This window comes from Pseudomonas sp. Z8(2022) (assembly GCF_025837155.1).
In the GTDB taxonomy this organism is placed as follows: Bacteria; Pseudomonadota; Gammaproteobacteria; order Pseudomonadales; family Pseudomonadaceae; genus Aquipseudomonas.
On record NZ_CP107549.1, the window covers coordinates 2,762,093 to 2,777,435 of the forward strand.

At 63.3% G+C, this 15,343-nt stretch carries 16 protein-coding genes; 5 read left to right on the plus strand and 11 right to left on the minus strand.

The window, feature by feature from the left end; translation table 11 throughout:
- Positions 1-49: 49 nt before the first annotated feature.
- The gene (gene cysK, locus OEG79_RS13080) at positions 50-1,021 is read right to left on the minus strand and encodes a cysteine synthase A (protein ID WP_264145435.1); all 972 of its coding nucleotides are present in this window, start codon (positions 1,019-1,021) and stop codon (positions 50-52) included.
- A gap of 127 nt (positions 1,022-1,148) precedes the next feature.
- Here cysK and OEG79_RS13085 point away from each other — a divergent pair, with 127 nt between their 5' ends.
- From OEG79_RS13085 to OEG79_RS13095, 3 genes are all read left to right on the plus strand, one after another.
- On the plus strand, positions 1,149-2,231 hold the full coding sequence (locus OEG79_RS13085; RefSeq protein ID WP_264145436.1) for a DUF748 domain-containing protein: 1,083 nt from the start codon (positions 1,149-1,151) through the stop codon (positions 2,229-2,231).
- A gap of 145 nt (positions 2,232-2,376) precedes the next feature.
- The gene (locus tag OEG79_RS13090; protein ID WP_017362874.1) at positions 2,377-3,222 is read left to right on the plus strand and encodes an AAA family ATPase; all 846 of its coding nucleotides are present in this window, start codon (positions 2,377-2,379) and stop codon (positions 3,220-3,222) included.
- A 176-nt stretch (positions 3,223-3,398) separates the two neighbouring features.
- Positions 3,399-4,577: a vWA domain-containing protein gene (locus OEG79_RS13095; RefSeq protein ID WP_264145437.1), complete on the plus strand. Its 1,179-nt coding sequence runs from the start codon at positions 3,399-3,401 to the stop codon at positions 4,575-4,577.
- Positions 4,578-4,705: 128 nt separating this feature from the next.
- On the opposite strand, the gene OEG79_RS13100 is transcribed toward OEG79_RS13095, so the two are convergent.
- The 4 genes from OEG79_RS13100 to OEG79_RS13115 form a co-directional block, all read right to left on the minus strand.
- Positions 4,706-5,764 carry a DUF2167 domain-containing protein gene (locus tag OEG79_RS13100; protein WP_264145438.1) on the minus strand — a complete coding sequence of 353 codons (1,059 nt, stop codon included), beginning with the start codon at positions 5,762-5,764 and terminating at the stop codon, positions 4,706-4,708.
- 161 nt (positions 5,765-5,925) lie between these two features.
- Positions 5,926-6,450, minus strand: a complete 525-nt coding sequence (locus OEG79_RS13105) for a DUF2937 family protein (RefSeq protein WP_264145439.1) — start codon at positions 6,448-6,450, stop codon at positions 5,926-5,928.
- A gap of 4 nt (positions 6,451-6,454) precedes the next feature.
- A complete protein-coding gene (locus OEG79_RS13110) occupies positions 6,455-7,228 on the minus strand; it encodes a class II glutamine amidotransferase (RefSeq protein WP_264145440.1) in 774 nt (257 codons plus the stop codon).
- A gap of 117 nt (positions 7,229-7,345) precedes the next feature.
- Positions 7,346-7,819, minus strand: coding sequence for an MFS transporter (locus OEG79_RS13115; RefSeq protein ID WP_264145441.1), 474 nt, complete (start codon positions 7,817-7,819; stop codon positions 7,346-7,348).
- 101 nt (positions 7,820-7,920) lie between these two features.
- Here OEG79_RS13115 and OEG79_RS13120 point away from each other — a divergent pair, with 101 nt between their 5' ends.
- Positions 7,921-9,963 carry a S9 family peptidase gene (locus OEG79_RS13120; RefSeq protein ID WP_264145442.1) on the plus strand — a complete coding sequence of 681 codons (2,043 nt, stop codon included), beginning with the start codon at positions 7,921-7,923 and terminating at the stop codon, positions 9,961-9,963.
- A 71-nt stretch (positions 9,964-10,034) separates the two neighbouring features.
- On the opposite strand, the gene OEG79_RS13125 is transcribed toward OEG79_RS13120, so the two are convergent.
- Complete coding sequence (locus OEG79_RS13125) at positions 10,035-10,349, minus strand: hypothetical protein (protein WP_264145443.1); 315 nt, start codon at positions 10,347-10,349, stop codon at positions 10,035-10,037.
- A gap of 72 nt (positions 10,350-10,421) precedes the next feature.
- Between OEG79_RS13125 and OEG79_RS13130 the strand changes: the two genes are divergently transcribed.
- Positions 10,422-10,790, plus strand: a complete 369-nt coding sequence (locus OEG79_RS13130) for a YajD family HNH nuclease (protein WP_264145444.1) — start codon at positions 10,422-10,424, stop codon at positions 10,788-10,790.
- A gap of 63 nt (positions 10,791-10,853) precedes the next feature.
- Here the strand turns inward: OEG79_RS13130 and OEG79_RS13135 are convergent, their stop codons facing one another.
- The 5 genes from OEG79_RS13135 to rnd all read right to left on the minus strand — a co-directional run bounded on the left by OEG79_RS13135 (position 10,854) and on the right by rnd (position 15,236).
- The gene (locus OEG79_RS13135; RefSeq protein ID WP_264145445.1) at positions 10,854-12,080 is read right to left on the minus strand and encodes a hypothetical protein; all 1,227 of its coding nucleotides are present in this window, start codon (positions 12,078-12,080) and stop codon (positions 10,854-10,856) included.
- Positions 12,081-12,181: 101 nt separating this feature from the next.
- Positions 12,182-12,631: a YcgN family cysteine cluster protein gene (locus tag OEG79_RS13140; protein ID WP_264145446.1), complete on the minus strand. Its 450-nt coding sequence runs from the start codon at positions 12,629-12,631 to the stop codon at positions 12,182-12,184.
- Between the two features lie 84 nt (positions 12,632-12,715).
- Positions 12,716-13,648, minus strand: coding sequence for a D-2-hydroxyacid dehydrogenase (locus tag OEG79_RS13145; RefSeq protein ID WP_264145447.1), 933 nt, complete (start codon positions 13,646-13,648; stop codon positions 12,716-12,718).
- 3 nt (positions 13,649-13,651) lie between these two features.
- On the minus strand, positions 13,652-13,945 hold the full coding sequence (locus tag OEG79_RS13150; RefSeq protein ID WP_264145448.1) for a YcgL domain-containing protein: 294 nt from the start codon (positions 13,943-13,945) through the stop codon (positions 13,652-13,654).
- 169 nt (positions 13,946-14,114) lie between these two features.
- A complete protein-coding gene (gene rnd, locus OEG79_RS13155) occupies positions 14,115-15,236 on the minus strand; it encodes a ribonuclease D (RefSeq protein ID WP_264145449.1) in 1,122 nt (373 codons plus the stop codon).
- Positions 15,237-15,343: the final 107 nt, after the last annotated feature.

Consider the following 15,343-nt stretch of genomic DNA (forward strand, 5'->3'; position numbering starts at 1 on the left):
ACGCACCTAAAAAAGCCGCCCGAAGGCGGCTTTTTCGAAGCAGGCAGACTTACTGCTGCAGCTCCTGCTCGGTGAACAGATCGCTGAACAGCATGCTCGACAGGTAACGCTCGCCGGAGTCCGGCAGGATCACCACGATGGTCTTGCCCTGCATATCCGGCTTCTCGGCCAGGCGCACTGCCGCCGCCATCGCCGCGCCACAGGAAATCCCGCAGAGAATGCCTTCCTCGCGCATCAGGCGCAGGGCCATGGCCTTGGCGTCCTCGTCGGTTACCTGCTCCACCTGATCGACCAGCGACAGATCGAGGTTCTTCGGTACGAAGCCGGCGCCGATGCCCTGAATCTTGTGCGGGGCCGGTTTGACCTCGTCGCCGGCCAGGGTCTGGCTGATCACCGGCGAGCCTACCGGCTCCACCGCCACCGACAGAATCGGCTTGCCCTGGGTCTGCTTGATGTAACGCGAAACACCGGTGATGGTGCCCCCGGTGCCGACGCCGGCAACCAGCACGTCGATGGCGCCGTCGGTGTCGCGCCAGATTTCCGGTCCCGTGGTCTTTTCGTGGATGGCCGGGTTGGCCGGATTCTCGAACTGCTGCGGCAGGTAGTAGTCAGGGTTGGCGGCCACCAGCTCGTTGGCCTTCTCGATCGCGCCCTTCATGCCTTTGGCCGGCTCGGTCAGCACCAGCTCGGCGCCCAGAGCCTTGAGCACCTTGCGCCGTTCCAGGCTCATCGAGGCGGGCATGGTCAGCACCAGTTTGTAGCCACGTGCGGCAGCGACGAAAGCCAGGCCGATGCCGGTATTGCCGGAGGTCGGCTCGACAATGGTCATACCCGGCTTGAGCACGCCGCGCTCTTCGGCATCCCAGATCATGCTGGCGCCGATACGGCACTTGACCGAATACGCCGGGTTGCGGCCCTCGATCTTGGCCAGGATGGTCACACCCTTCGGCCCCAGGCGATTGATCATCACCAGCGGCGTATTGCCGATGGCCTGGGAGTTGTCTGCAAAAATGCGGCTCATGGTCCTTTCCTTAGCAGGTGGATGACGAACAAGGACATCAGCCTATGCCCAGGCGCGGCAGCAGTCCAGCCGAACAGATCGGCGCGCGCGCAGTCCATCAAATACACCCGCTCCGACAGACGCTGCCATGAAACGACGCTACAGCTGGCCTCTCAAGGCCCTGCTCATTCTGGTTCTGCTGGTACTGACCGCGCAGCTGGCCCTGCCGTGGCTGATCCGCGACTACCTCAACGACAAGCTCGCCGACATGGGCGACTACCGCGGGCATATCGGCGATATCGACCTGGCCTGGTGGCACGGCGCCTACCGCATCAACGAACTGACCATCGTCAAGGTCAGCGGCGATGTGCCGGTACCGCTGCTCGACGCCCCGCTGATCGATCTCTCGGTCAGTTGGACAGCGCTATGGCGCGAGCACGCGGTGGTCGGCGAGGTGTTCTTCAAACGGCCGCAGTTGAACTTCGTCGATGGCGGTGAAAATGAACAGGCCACCCAGACCGGTGCCGGCACCGACTGGCGCGACCAGTTGAACAAGCTGCTGCCCATCACCCTCAACGAACTGCGGGTGATCGACGGCCGCATCAGCTTCCACAACTTCACCACCGATCCCAAGGTGGAACTCAGCGCGAACGAGGTCAACGCCAGCCTCTACAACCTCACCAATGTCGGCGACGAACCTGGGGACCGGGTCGCGCACTTCGAAGGTCGCGCCCTTTTACTGGAACACGCACCGCTGGAAGCCGAGGCAGCCTTCGACCCGTTCGAGCAGTTCGAGGATTTCGAGCTGCGCCTGCGCGCGCGGGACATCGACCTGACCCGCTTCAACGATTTTGCCCGCGCCTACGGCAGCTTCGACTTCAAACGAGGCAACGGCGATCTGGTGATCGAAGCGCAAGCGGAAAACGCCCAGCTCAATGGCTATATCAAACCCCTGCTGCATGATGTCGAGGTGTTCGACTGGGAGCAGGACGTCGAAAACGAAGATAAAGGCGTCCTGCGCTCCATCTGGGAAGCCATCGTCGGCGGCACCGAGACGCTGCTGAAGAACCAGCGCCGCGGCCAGTTCGCCACCCGCGTCGAACTCAGTGGCAGCGTGCACAACCAGCAGACCAGCGCCTTCCAGGCCTTCATCGCCATCCTCCGTAATGGTTTCGTCGAAGCCTTCACACCCCGCTACGAACGCCGGCCACCGCAGCAGGACGGCGGTTGAGTCGTAGTCGAAGGTGGCGGTGACCGCCCATTCAGTGACTGAATACCGCGTCTGCGTTCACAGCTACCTGAGCTGCGCGCTATAGTCGCGCTCTGAATTTCTGCTGCGGGCCGGCCCCGCGCGTTACCGTTCCGAGGATTTTCCGATGAAGTTCGAAGGCACCCAGTCCTACGTCGCCACCGACGACCTCAAGCTCGCGGTCAATGCCGCCATCACCCTGCAGCGCCCGCTGCTGGTAAAGGGTGAACCGGGCACCGGCAAGACCATGCTGGCCGAGCAGCTGGCCGACGCCTTCGGCGCCAAGTTGATCACCTGGCACATCAAGTCCACCACCAAGGCCCACCAGGGCCTGTACGAGTACGATGCGGTCAGCCGCCTGCGCGATTCGCAGCTCGACTCGGACAAGGTCCACGACGTTCGCAACTACATCAAGAAGGGCAAGCTGTGGGAGGCGTTCGAGTCCGACGAGCGCGTGATCCTGCTGATCGACGAGATCGACAAGGCCGACATCGAGTTCCCCAACGACCTGTTGCAGGAACTCGACAAGATGGAGTTCTACGTCTACGAGACCAACGAGACCATCAAGGCCAAGCAGCGCCCGATCATCATCATCACCTCGAACAACGAGAAGGAACTGCCGGACGCCTTCCTGCGCCGCTGCTTCTTCCACTACATCGCCTTCCCCGATCGCGACACCCTGAAGAAGATCGTCGACGTGCACTACCCCAACATCAGCGGCGAGCTGGTGGCCGAAGCGCTGGACGTGTTCTTCGACGTGCGCAAGGTGCCGGGCCTGAAGAAGAAGCCGTCCACCAGCGAGCTGGTCGACTGGCTCAAGCTGCTGATGGCCGACAATATTGGCGAAGCCGTGCTGCGCGAGCGCGACCCGACCAAGGCCATCCCGCCGCTGGCCGGCGCCCTGGTGAAGAACGAGCAGGATGTGCAGCTGCTCGAGCGCCTGGCCTTCATGACCCGCCGCGCTTCGCGGTAAACATCGGGCGGCTGCGCGTCGGCCAGGCTGCGTTGAGAGCAGGCACGCAATGCTCATGTACAAAAATACACTGCGCTTGCTCGCCTGCTCTCGCCTTGCCTGACTCTAGCTCGCTCGCCCTTCCTCTGGTGCGGGCAGCGGCCACAGGCAGTCACAGACTTTCATGAGGGCATAACATGCTGCTCAACCTGTTCAACGAAATGCGCGCGGCCAAGGTGCCGGTGTCGGTGCGCGAGCTGCTCGACCTGATCAACGCGCTCAAGCACAACGTCGTGTTCGCCGACATGGACGAGTTCTATTACCTGGCGCGCGCGATTCTGGTGAAGGACGAACGTCACTTCGACAAGTTCGACCGGGCCTTCGGTGCCTACTTCAAGGGTCTGGAAAACCTCAACGAACATATCGAGGCGATGATCCCCGAAGAGTGGCTGCGCAAGGAATTCGAACGCCTGCTGAGCGAAGAGGAAAAGGCGCAGATCCAGAGCCTCGGTGGTCTGGACAAGCTGATCGAGGAGTTCAAGAAACGCCTCGAGGAGCAGAAGGAAAAGCACGCCGGCGGCAACAAGTGGATCGGTACCGGCGGCACCAGCCCGTTCGGTTCCGGCGGCTACAACCCGGAAGGCATTCGCGTCGGCGATGCCGGCAAGCGCCAGGGCAAGGCCGCCAAGGTGTGGGATCAGCGCGAATACAAGAACCTCGACGATCAGGTCGAACTGGGCACGCGCAACATCAAGGTCGCCCTGCGCCGCCTGCGCAAGTTCGCCCGTGAAGGCGCGGCCGAAGAGCTCGATCTCGACGGCACCATCGACCACACCGCGAAGGACGGCGGTCTGCTCAATATCCAGATGCGCCCGGAGCGACGCAACACGGTCAAGCTCCTGCTGCTGCTGGACATCGGCGGTTCGATGGACGCCCACGTCAAGGTCTGCGAGGAACTGTTCAGTGCCTGCAAGACCGAGTTCAAGCATCTGGAGTATTTCTACTTCCACAACTTCATCTATGAGAGCGTGTGGAAGAACAACATGCGCCGCACCAGCGAACGCACCTCGACCCTGGACCTGCTGCACAAGTACGGCGCCGACTACAAGGTGGTGTTCGTCGGTGATGCGGCCATGGCGCCCTACGAAATCACCCAGGCCGGTGGCAGCGTCGAGCACTGGAACGAGGAAGCCGGCTACGTCTGGATGAAGCGCTTCACCGAGAAATTCAAGAAGATCATCTGGATCAACCCCTACCCCAAGGACACTTGGAACTACACCGCTTCCACCGGTCTGGTACGCGAGCTGATCGAAGACCGCATGTACCCGCTGACCCTGCAGGGCCTGGAAGAAGGCATGAAGTACCTGTCCAAGTAAGACGTTCAGCCGCAACGAAAAACGCCGCGAACCCTGCAAAGGATTCGCGGCGTTCTTGTAGCCCGGATGCAATCCGGGGGCGCCATGACAAGCCCCCGGATTACATCCGAGCGACGTAAGACTCGAACTCAGCGCTTGTCGTCGTCCGGCTTGTTCAAGTCCATCACCGTCTGCGCCGGGGTCTGCAGTGGCTCTTCGGGCTTGCTCTCGGCAGTGGCTACTGGCGCTTGCGGCGCACTTACCGCTTCGCTGGGCTCGTCCTTCTTGCGCAGCCCGATACGCTTGAACAGCCAGCCAAACAGCACCACCGGAATGAACCAGAACTTCTTCAACAGCACCAGCAGCATGGCCAGCAGACCGGTCTTGGCCGCCACCTTGCCGGCGACCAGGGCGCCCAGACCGTAGGCTGCCACGGTGTCCAGATCCGGATCGAACTCGGCATAGCGCTGACCGGGATTGAAGTCGGTCGCTGCCAGCACGGCCGGCACGTTGGCCTCGATTTCCGCCAACTGGTCCATGTTGGCGACGAAATTCAGCACCAGCACCCCCTTACGGCCCAACACGCGGATGTTGTAGTTCAGCGTGTTGGTTTCGCTGTCGCCGAACTTCAGTTCCTTGGCCCAGTGCAGCTTCTTGCCTTCGGCATCGTAGCGCGGCTCGGCCGCCCAGCCGACCAGCTGTACGGGCTCGTAACCGTTCTCTTCGCGCCAGATATTGGCCTCGTGCATATCGGCCTGCATATCCTTGAGCATGTCGCCGTAGTCGATGTCGGCGGCGTCCTCGTCGGACACATAACCGCTGTCTTCGTACTCGACGGTCACGCCCCAGGATTCGTCGGCCAGCGGCGATATTCCGGCCGGCAGGATCATGCCCAGCGGCAGCACATCGTCCGGTGGGTTGCCCCAGCCGTCGACCAGCAGACGCTGGGTATTCTCGCCATCGAGGAACACCAGCGAATCTGGAAGATCGAGGGTGGCCAGATCGTTACCAAGCACCACTCGCCCGGTCCTGACCTCCAGGCTGGCGACGAACTCTTCGGGGCTGATGTATTGCGCGGAATCATCGTCCTCGACGAAGTCCTCGCCGAACGCGGCGCTTTCGGACTCGGGTTCAGGATTGGCGTATGCAGACGTGAACGGCAGGACGGCAGCCAGCGCGGCTGCCAGGATCGAATCCTTGATCGACATGGAAACTCCAGTGAGACGGGGGTAGTGGTAAATGTAACGCGGTATTACATTAGCATGCCCAGCCCTGTGCTCAGGCGAACCAGCGCACCTTTTCGGGGCTCACCATTGGTGGCGGCCAGCCTGGCGAACCATTGGCAACCACGCTCGGCAAGTCCTTGCGTTCAGCGCCAGTGGCGTTGCTGGACGCGCCGGGTCTGCCCTGCTCCGAACATCCAGCCGACCAGCACGACCAGCACCTCAACCAGCCAGGCCAGCAGAAGCGCGCTGATCACGCCCCAGAGAATCGCCTCCGGGGTGAACAGCACCTGATAGCGGTAAGCCTGCAGGGTTTCCTGGAACAGTTCGTGGTCGGCACCTGTCGCCAGGTGCCAGGCCTGGGCGTACCAGGGCCCCTGCATGGCCTGCCACTCGCGTTCGAGCAAGGCTGAGCGCTGCACCAGATGGCCAACGCTCTGGGCATCGCTGCGCATCACCGGATCATCGCTGACGCGGTAGTGCGCCACCAGGGCATCCATGTCGCCCTTGAAGAACTTCTGCGCCGTCTCCTCAAACCCCTTGAGGCTTTGCCGCGACTCGAGGCGATGAGCCTCGACGCGCTTGGCGTAGTCATCGATGAAGCCCGGCACCTGTACGCCGAGCAACAGACCGAAGGCGAACAGCGTCAGACGCAGGTAGCTTCTAAGCATGGGATCAGGCCTTGCCGTGAGTGATGCATTCGCCGCGGCGCCACAGGCGCCATTCGCCCGGCTGGTACAGCGTCCACTGCTCGTTATTGGTGAGAGGCTCGGTGGCGATCACCGTGACCACGTCGTTGGGGGTGGTTTCCGACTGAAAATCGACTTTCAGATCGGCGTCCTTGAGCTGCGCCGGACCGAAGGGCGCGCGGCGGGTGATATGCGCCAGCTTGGTCGAGCAGAAGCTGAACAGCCAGTCGCCATCGCTGAGCAGGCAGTTGAACACGCCGAGCTGGCGGTAACTGGCACAGGCCGCGACCAGCACCGGCAGGAGCATTTCCACCGATACCGGCTCGGGAAAGGCGCGCCGCACACGGTTGAGCAGATCGCAGAATGCGGCTTCGCTGTCGGTCTCGCCCACGGGCCGATAGAAGCTGCTGGAGCCTTGCAGGCCGGCCAACTGGCCGTTGTGCGCGAAACACCAGTTGCGCCCCCACAGCTCACGGCTGAAGGGATGGGTATTGACCAGACAGACCTTGCCGACGTTGGCCTGACGGATATGGCCGATGACCACTTCGCTTTTGATCGGGTAGCGCTGCACCAGTTGCGCCACCTCGGACTCGCTGCTCGCCCGAGGGTCCTGGAACAGGCGCAGACCGCGCCCCTCATAGAAACCGATGCCCCAGCCATCGCGATGCGGGCCGGTGCGACCACCGCGCTGCATCAGCCCGGTGAAACTGAAAACGATATCGGTGGGTACATTGGCGCTCATGCCGAGCAATTCGCACATCGAATCAATTCTCCTTGCCGAGGCTCAGGCGCAAACGCCCGGCTTCGGGCTGCAGACGCGTATCAAGTCGCTTGCGACCCTGCGGCAAAAACGCACCAGCAGGCACAAGGGGTCAAGTCAGATACGTGGCTCCATACGACCGCTGCGATCACGCCCGTAATCGCGAATCGGCAGATCGTCGTCCTCTTCCATGCGTTCGCGCAGGGTACGCGGATCGTCGTCAGGCTCGGATCGTGACTGACCATGGCGACCCTTCCACCAGCTTTCGATGGGCCAGCGAATGGCGACGAACAGTAGATAAACCGCAAGGGCAATCAGGCCATACAGCGCCAGATCGGCCACGGCCCGCCAGGCGTTGTTGCCGACCTTGAGCAGCAGATCCATGGCGGTGACGGCAAGCGCGGGGGCGAACAGTTCACGTGTCGGATCGATGATGGTCGGGCTGAACAGCAGCACGGCCACCAGCACGGCGAGCGGCTCACGCAGATAGCGCCACATCCAGCGGGTCAGGCGCATCCATACCAACAGGCAACCCAGGGCAGCAATCCCGTAGGCCGCCCAGGCCATGAGGTAGTCGTTTTCATTCATCATAAGCAGGCGCCGGCGTGGCAGGTCTGGCAAAGGGGCGCTTATCATAGCGGTTTTTACCAGGCTCGGCGCTCTTGCCGACCAGGCTGCTCTGGAGTTTCGCCATGTCCCCTGCCCCCATCGCCCGCCAGGAAGCCGGCAACGATCCCTATCGCTGGCTGGAGAACCGCGACAGCGAAGAGGTGCTGGCATACCTGCAGGCCGAGAACGCTTACCTGGAGAGCGTGCTGGAGCCTCAGCAGGCGTTGCGCGAGCAGTTGTTCGAGGAGATCAAGGGGCGTATCCGCGAGACGGATCTGTCGCTGCCCACGCCCTGGGGCGATTACCTCTACTATCAGCGCACCACGGCCGGTGACGAGTACCCACGGCACTATCGCTGCCGTCGCCCTGCCGATGGCTCGCTGCAGGTCGACAGTGCCAGCGAGACGCTGCTGCTCGACTCCAATGAGCTGGCCGGCGGCGGTTTTCTTTCCGTGGGCGCATTCAGCATCAGCCCCGACCAGCGTCGTCTGGCCTACAGCCTCGACACCAGCGGCGACGAAATCTACCACCTGTTCGTCAAGGAACTGGACAGCGGCCAGATCAGCGAACTGCCCTTCGACAATTGCGACGGCAGCATGACCTGGGCCAATGACAGCCAGACGCTGTTCCTCACCGAACTGGACGACACCCACAGGCCCTACAAACTTCTGCGTCACCGCCTCGGCGAAAGCGCAGCCCAAGCGGTATTCGAAGAGCCCGATGGCCGCTTCTTCGTGCACTGCTATCGCTCCAGTTCCGAGCGTCAGTTGATTCTGCAACTGGGCAGCAAGACCACCAGCGAAGTCTGGGTGCTGGACGCCCAGCAGCCGCAAGGTGCCTTTACCTGCCTGGCCGCCCGCGAGGAAGGCCACGAATACGACGTCGATCACGGCATGCTGGATGGTCAGTGGTGCTGGCTGATCCGCAGCAACCAGACCGGCATCAACTTCGCGCTGTACCGGGCCGCCGAGGACAAACCGCAGCGGCCACACTGGCAGCAGATTCGTGCCCATGACCCGCAGGTGATGCTCGAAGGCGCCACACTGAATCAGCGCGCCGTCGTCCTGTCCCTGCGCGAAGGCGGCCTGCCGGTTCTCGAAGTACAGGCGCAGGGTCAGGCGGCTTATCGCGTGCAACTGCCGGATGCCGCCTACAGCCTCTATGTGCAGGACAGCCTGGAATTTCACAGCCCGGTGATTCGTCTGCGCTATGAGGCGCTGAACCGCCCGGCGCAGGTACGCCAGCTGGAGCTGGCCAGCGGCGCGCAGCAGGTGCTCAAGCAGACGCCCGTGGAAGGTCCGTTCGACACCGATGCCTACGAGAGCCGGCGTCTCTGGGCCAGCGCTGCCGACGGCACGCAGATTCCCATCAGCCTGGTGGCACGCCGCGAGGTATTCGCCGCCGGCCAACCGGCTCCGCTCTATCTCTATGGCTATGGCGCCTATGGTGCCAGCCTCGACCCCTGGTTCTCCCACGCCCGCCTGAGCCTGCTCGACCGCGGTTTCGTCTTCGCCATCGCACACATACGCGGCGGCGGCGAGATGGGTGAAGCCTGGTACCGGGCCGGCAAGCTGGAGCTCAAGCAGAACAGTTTCGATGATTTCATCGCCAGCGCCGAACGCCTGATCGCCGAAGGCCTCACCACCTCGTCACAACTGGCCATCAGCGGCGGCAGCGCCGGCGGCCTGCTGATCGGTGCCGTGCTCAATCAACGTCCGGACCTGTTCGCCGCTGCCATCGCCGAGGTGCCTTTCGTCGACGTGCTCAACACCATGCTCAACCCGGACCTGCCGCTGACGGTTACCGAATACGACGAATGGGGTGATCCCAATCAGCCTGAGGTCTTCGAACGCATCAGGTCCTACGCGCCGTACGAGAACGTCCGCGCCCAGGCCTATCCTGCGATCCTCGCCGTCGCCGGTTACAACGACAGCCGCGTGCAGTACTGGGAGGCGGCCAAGTGGGTGGCCAGGCTGCGCCGCGACAAGACCGACAGCAACCTGTTGCTGCTCAAGACCGACCTTGGCGCGGGTCATGGCGGCATGAGCGGGCGCTATCAGAGCATCAGGGATGTGGCGCTGGAGTACGCGTTCCTGTTCCGCGTCCTGGGGATAGCACACCCGTAGGAGCGGTTGGGCGGCATTGCGCTTCCGCCGCAAGCATCGCGGCAGAAGCCGCTCCTACGATAAAACGACGCTCAGTCCTGCTTGCGCTGCCCTTCCAGCTCCTGGCTGTTGCGGCGTATCTGCTGGTCCAGTTGCGGAATCGGCTGATCACCACTGGAACGGGGCGCCGCCCCGGGCATAGGTTGTCCCTGGGGTGGCGGCAACAGGGGTGCCGATCCCTGGCGCTTGATCGGAGCTGTGGTCGAAGGCTGACCATAAGGCTGCGGCGTCGCCGTTCCCGGCGCACCGGCCTCTGCGGATGATGGCATGCTCATGGGCTGCTGTGCCCATGCCAGAGCGGCGGCGCTGGACGCCAGAATCATCGCGGCAAGAATGGGGATACGCATGATGGCTCTCCTGCTCGACTGGCTTTCGTTCTATTCTGGCAATTCCTGCCCACGAACGTTCCAGCGAACCTCATGACTCCGACCAGCAAGCTCGACAAGATTCTCGCCGAAGCCCAGCAACGCCGCGAAACCAGCTACCGGGAAAAGGCCCTGCGCATGTATCCGCACATCTGCGGGCGCTGCGGCCGCGAGTTCAGCGGCAAACGCCTGAGCGAGCTGACCGTGCATCATCGCGATCACAACCACGACAACAACCCGGAAGACGGCTCAAACTGGGAACTGCTGTGCCTGTACTGCCACGACAACGAACACCAGCGTCAGGTCGATTTGCACTACCAGAAGGAAGAGGCGGCCAGTGCGGGTTCCGGGAGCAAGGTCACGCACAAGGGGCTGGCCGGCCTGGCGGCGCTGCTCGGCCGCACGGAAGACAAACAGGGTTGAACCGAGTCCACCGGAGCGTCTTCAGACTGAAGACACTCCGGCGCGCCCCTGAATCGCGACTACTCAGCGCAGCAGTCGGGTATCCAGGGTTTTCGACGGACCGCCGATTACATTCTCGGTGATATCGACGAAGTCCTTGGTGCTGACCTTGTCCAGACGCATCAGCCCGCGGGTCACGTCGTCCAGGGAGAGATTGCCCTTGTCCTTGGTCTTCTGGCGGATTTCCCGATCCAGCTCCTGCAGCAACAGCACCGCACGCGCAGTGACCGGGCCGCTGGCATTGTCGGTACGCAGGCTGTTGACCGGCTTGCTCCAGCGAATCAGTTGCTCGCGGATCTTCTGATAGCGATCCTCGCTGATGCCACCGGCACGGCGCACCAGCTCGATGGCGTAGTACTCGGCCAGACCTTCGGCGATCCAGTCACTGCGGTCGCGACCATAGATGCGACCGAACACATGCACCAGCTCATGCACCAGCGAACTGGTGCCGTTCTCGCTGACCAGCGGACGGTCGGCGTGCATGTAGTAGGAGTTGGCCGCTGACAGGCCACCACGCCACATCGGGTTGCCCGCGCCGACGATCAGCAGCTTGTCCGGATCGCGCGGGAATACTTGCTGCATCTGCGGCCAGACGAAGGTAAGAAAGGTCATGATGTCCATGCGCCGCATGCCTTCGCCGATCGGCGCGGAAATGGCGACCTCGGTATCGCCCAGGCGCGTGCGGCGGGTGCCGAGTTTGCCAGCCAGCATCCAGCCGGTCGGGCGGTCGAACTTGCGCTCCGGGTTGTCGATGCGGAAACGATTCTTGCCGATGCGCGGCCAGCCGGTTTCCACGCTCTTCCAGCCCTTGGGCAGCTCGAACTGCAGGCGCGCCACCAGGTCGGTCTTGTCGCGCTGATCGAGCTTGGCCGCGGGTACCAGATCGTCGCCGCGAAACAGCGCCCAGTCCTCGGTCATCCTGGCATCGTAACGGCCCGGCTTGCGCTCGTTGTCGATCAGCACCCGATAACTGAGCACGCTCTTGCCCTCCGCCGGCTGCCACTGGCCACGCCCTGCGACTTCCTGCGACCACTGGCCATCGGCCTTGAAGTCGCTGAAGCGGCCGTCTTCGCCAAGATTGAAGTCGAAACTGCGCACGCGCTCGCCCTTCTCCAGAGTGATACTGACCTCGGCCTGATTGCTCTCGGGCAGAAAGCGCACGTGATAATCCAGATTGACCTTCTGCGCGGCGGCGAAGGCCGGCAGGCTCAGAAGCAGCAGAGACGAGAACAACGGCAAGCGAAGGGACATCGGGCACAACTCCTGATGCGGGACATGGCGGCATATGACCGCCGCGCCACAGGGCAAATTCCATGGACGGTAGACAGATTTGCCACGAAGCCGCGCGGCAATCAACCAGCGCGAAAAATCAGATGATCTTCCCAGTCATCTTCGGCCACGCTGTTCTCGCTGAGCATGCGTCCCGCCTGGGAAATCCGCTCGGCGTGCACCGCATCCGGATCACCGCTCACCAGGTGGTGCCAGTGCGGCAGATCCTTGCCTTCGCTGACCAGGCGATAGGCGCAGGTCGGCGGCAGCCACTTGAACTGATCGGCTTGCGCCGGCGTGAGCTGGATGCAATCGGGCACATGCTTGACCCGATTGGGGTAATCGCTGCACCGGCAGGTCTGCAGGTCCAGCAGTTTGCAGGCGATACGCGTGTAGTAGACGGAGCCGTCGTCCTCGTCCTCGAGCTTCTGCAGGCAGCACAGACCGCAGCCGTCGCACAGCGACTCCCACTCGGCCGGATCGAGCTGGGCCAGCGTCTTGCGTTTCCAGAAGGGGTCGGGGTTGGCGGCCATGGCAGCAGTATCGACTCAGGCGTGAAAGGCGCGGCAGTCTAGCCCGGGCAGCGGATCGGGCCAAGCGGCCTTTGCCCAACGGCATCAGTAACCACGGGCGAAATCCACTTCACCACGCAGCGGCTGGCCGGCTTGCCAGCACGCCAGGTTGTCGATGAACAGCTCGCTCATCAACGCCGGATCGGTTGGCGCCGAACTGTGGCCGGTGAGCAACAGCCGTGGCGCCGTCCAGAACGGATGGCCTGGCGGCAGCGGCTCCTCCCGGCATACGTCGATCACCGCGCCCGCCAGCTGATTGCGTTCGAGCGCGGCGACCAGATCGGCGTCGACCACCGCAACGCCACGACCGGCATTGATCAGCACGGCCTCGTTGCGGAAATGAGCAAACAGCCGGGCATCGTACAGGTCGCGGGTTGCCGGTGTATCCGGCAGCAGATTGACCACGTAATCGGCCCAGGCGATCAGCCGTGGCAAATCATCCATGGCCGCCACTTCGGCAAAAGGCGCCTGCTGACGCGACTGGCTGGCAACGCCACGCAGTTCCACGCCAAACGGCTGCAGGAAGGTGGCCACGGCCTGACCGATATCACCACAACCGACCACCAGCACCCGGCGCCCACGCAGGCTGCGCGGCAGGCCGTGATCCCAGCGCTGCTCGACCTGTGCCGCCAGCCGAGCGAACAGGCGCCGCTCATGAGCCAGCATGTGGCCGAGCACGTATTCGGCCATCACCTGACCGAAGATGCCCACGGCGCGGGTCAGCCGATAATCGCACGGCAGGCCGGCAGCCAGCAGCGGCGTGATCCCCGCCCAGGTCGACTGCAGCCACTGCGGGTGCAGGCCTTCGCGCAGCAATGGCGCGAGCAGATCAGGCTGGCCCAGCCACAGCTCGCACTCGCCGGCTACCGCACGCAGCGCCTCGGCTTGCGCCCCCGTTACCAGTTGCAGTTCGGGGCAGGCGCAGCGGATGCACTCGGCATAGAACGCGTGGTCGTCTTCGGCGATCAGCAGACGCATGGTTCAGACCGGGTCGTTGCGACGCAGCAGTTCGTCGGGCAGGTGCTCGATGTACTCCTCTTCGGGTGGCGGCATCTGCAGGTGGTAGCCCTGCTTCTCGAGATTCTCCAGCACCACGGCGATGTCCTCGCGCGCCAGTTTGCGCTCCGGGCTGAGCACCAGGTCGAAGGCATGCGCGGGCGGGCCGAACACGGCGAGCAAGCCCTCCGGTACCCGGGTCAGGGCCTCGGCCTTGAGCACATAGAGATACATCTCGTTCTTGCGCGGACTTTTGTAGATGGAACAGATGCGTTTCACGCAGATTCTCCTTCAGCGGCCCGCAGGCTTTTGAACAATGTTGGCGAGGCTGGCTGGCCCAGGCAAAAGCGGTCGGGAGAGCGCAGTTTACAAGCGGCTGGATAAGCATCTCGACCGGGCTGGCGACCCAGACTGCTTTTAACAACGGCCAGACAACCTAGATAGTGTTTCAATCGTCTGCGAGACAATCGAGCAGCGCTTGCCCCATCAGCTCCCGACGCCAGCCGCGCAGGGAATCGGGCAATTGGTAGGGACCATCGGGGTAACCGCTTTTCAGCAGAGCCTCCAGGGTTTTCTTGCGCAACATCAGCTCGGGCACGATATCCAGGCGCTCGCCCTCACGCTGGCCGACGGCACGCAGTTTCTTGAGCAGCGCCGAGGCCTCGATTGGCAGCGGCTCGAGCAAGGCCTCGGGCCATTGCTCGGGCGGCAATGCCGCAGCCTCGCGAATCAGCTTCAGCAGGGTTTCGCCATCCTGGCGCACGGTCTTCGGATGCATGTCCTCGATGCGCGCCAGCGCCACCAGGTTATCCGGCTGGGTGCGCGCCAGCGGCCACAGCGAATGCTCGCGCAGCACACGATTGCGCGGCAGGTTGCGCGCCCTGGCCTCGCGCTCGCGCCAAGCGCACAGGGCGCGAAGCACTGCCTGTTGCTGACGCGAGAGTTTCCAGGCCAGCTTGGCATCGCGCCAGGCATCCTCCGGCGCCACTTCACGGCTCAGGTTGGCCACCAGCTCGGCACCGTCCTCCAGCACCCACTCGACCTTCTGCGGCGCCAGACGGGCCATCAGTTCACGGTACACCTCCACCAGATGCAGCACGTCTTCGGCGGCGTAGCGCACCTGCAGCTCGGACAACGGCCGCTGCAACCAGTCGGAGCGGGTCTCGCCCTTGGGCAGCTCGATATCGAGCAGCGTCTGCACCAGGCGCGAGTAGCCCATGGAGAACCCGAGATTGAGATAACCGGCCGCCAGTTGCGTGTCGAACAGCGGCGCCGGCAGGCTGCCGGTCAGGCGCAGGAATACCTCAAGATCTTCACTGCACGAATGCAGCACCTTGACCACATTCGGCGCTTCGAGCAACGCAGTGAACGGCCGCCAGTCGCTGATGCGCAGCGGATCGATCAGATACGCGCCATCGCCACCGCTGACCTGCAGCAGCCCAGCGATGGGATAGAAGGTGTCGACGCGCATGAACTCGGTGTCCAGCGCGACGAAAGGCAGCGCCTGCCAGGCGGCGCAGTGCTCGGCCAGGCTGGCGTCGTCGAGAATCCAGTGAATGTCGTTAGCCACGCGGCTCTCCCGTTAACAATGCCGCGCAGTATATATGCCCAGGCTATCGCTCGGGGCGCGGCCTGCCGTGAATCAGCGGAACTGTGTAATCTGTGCCGCGCACTACC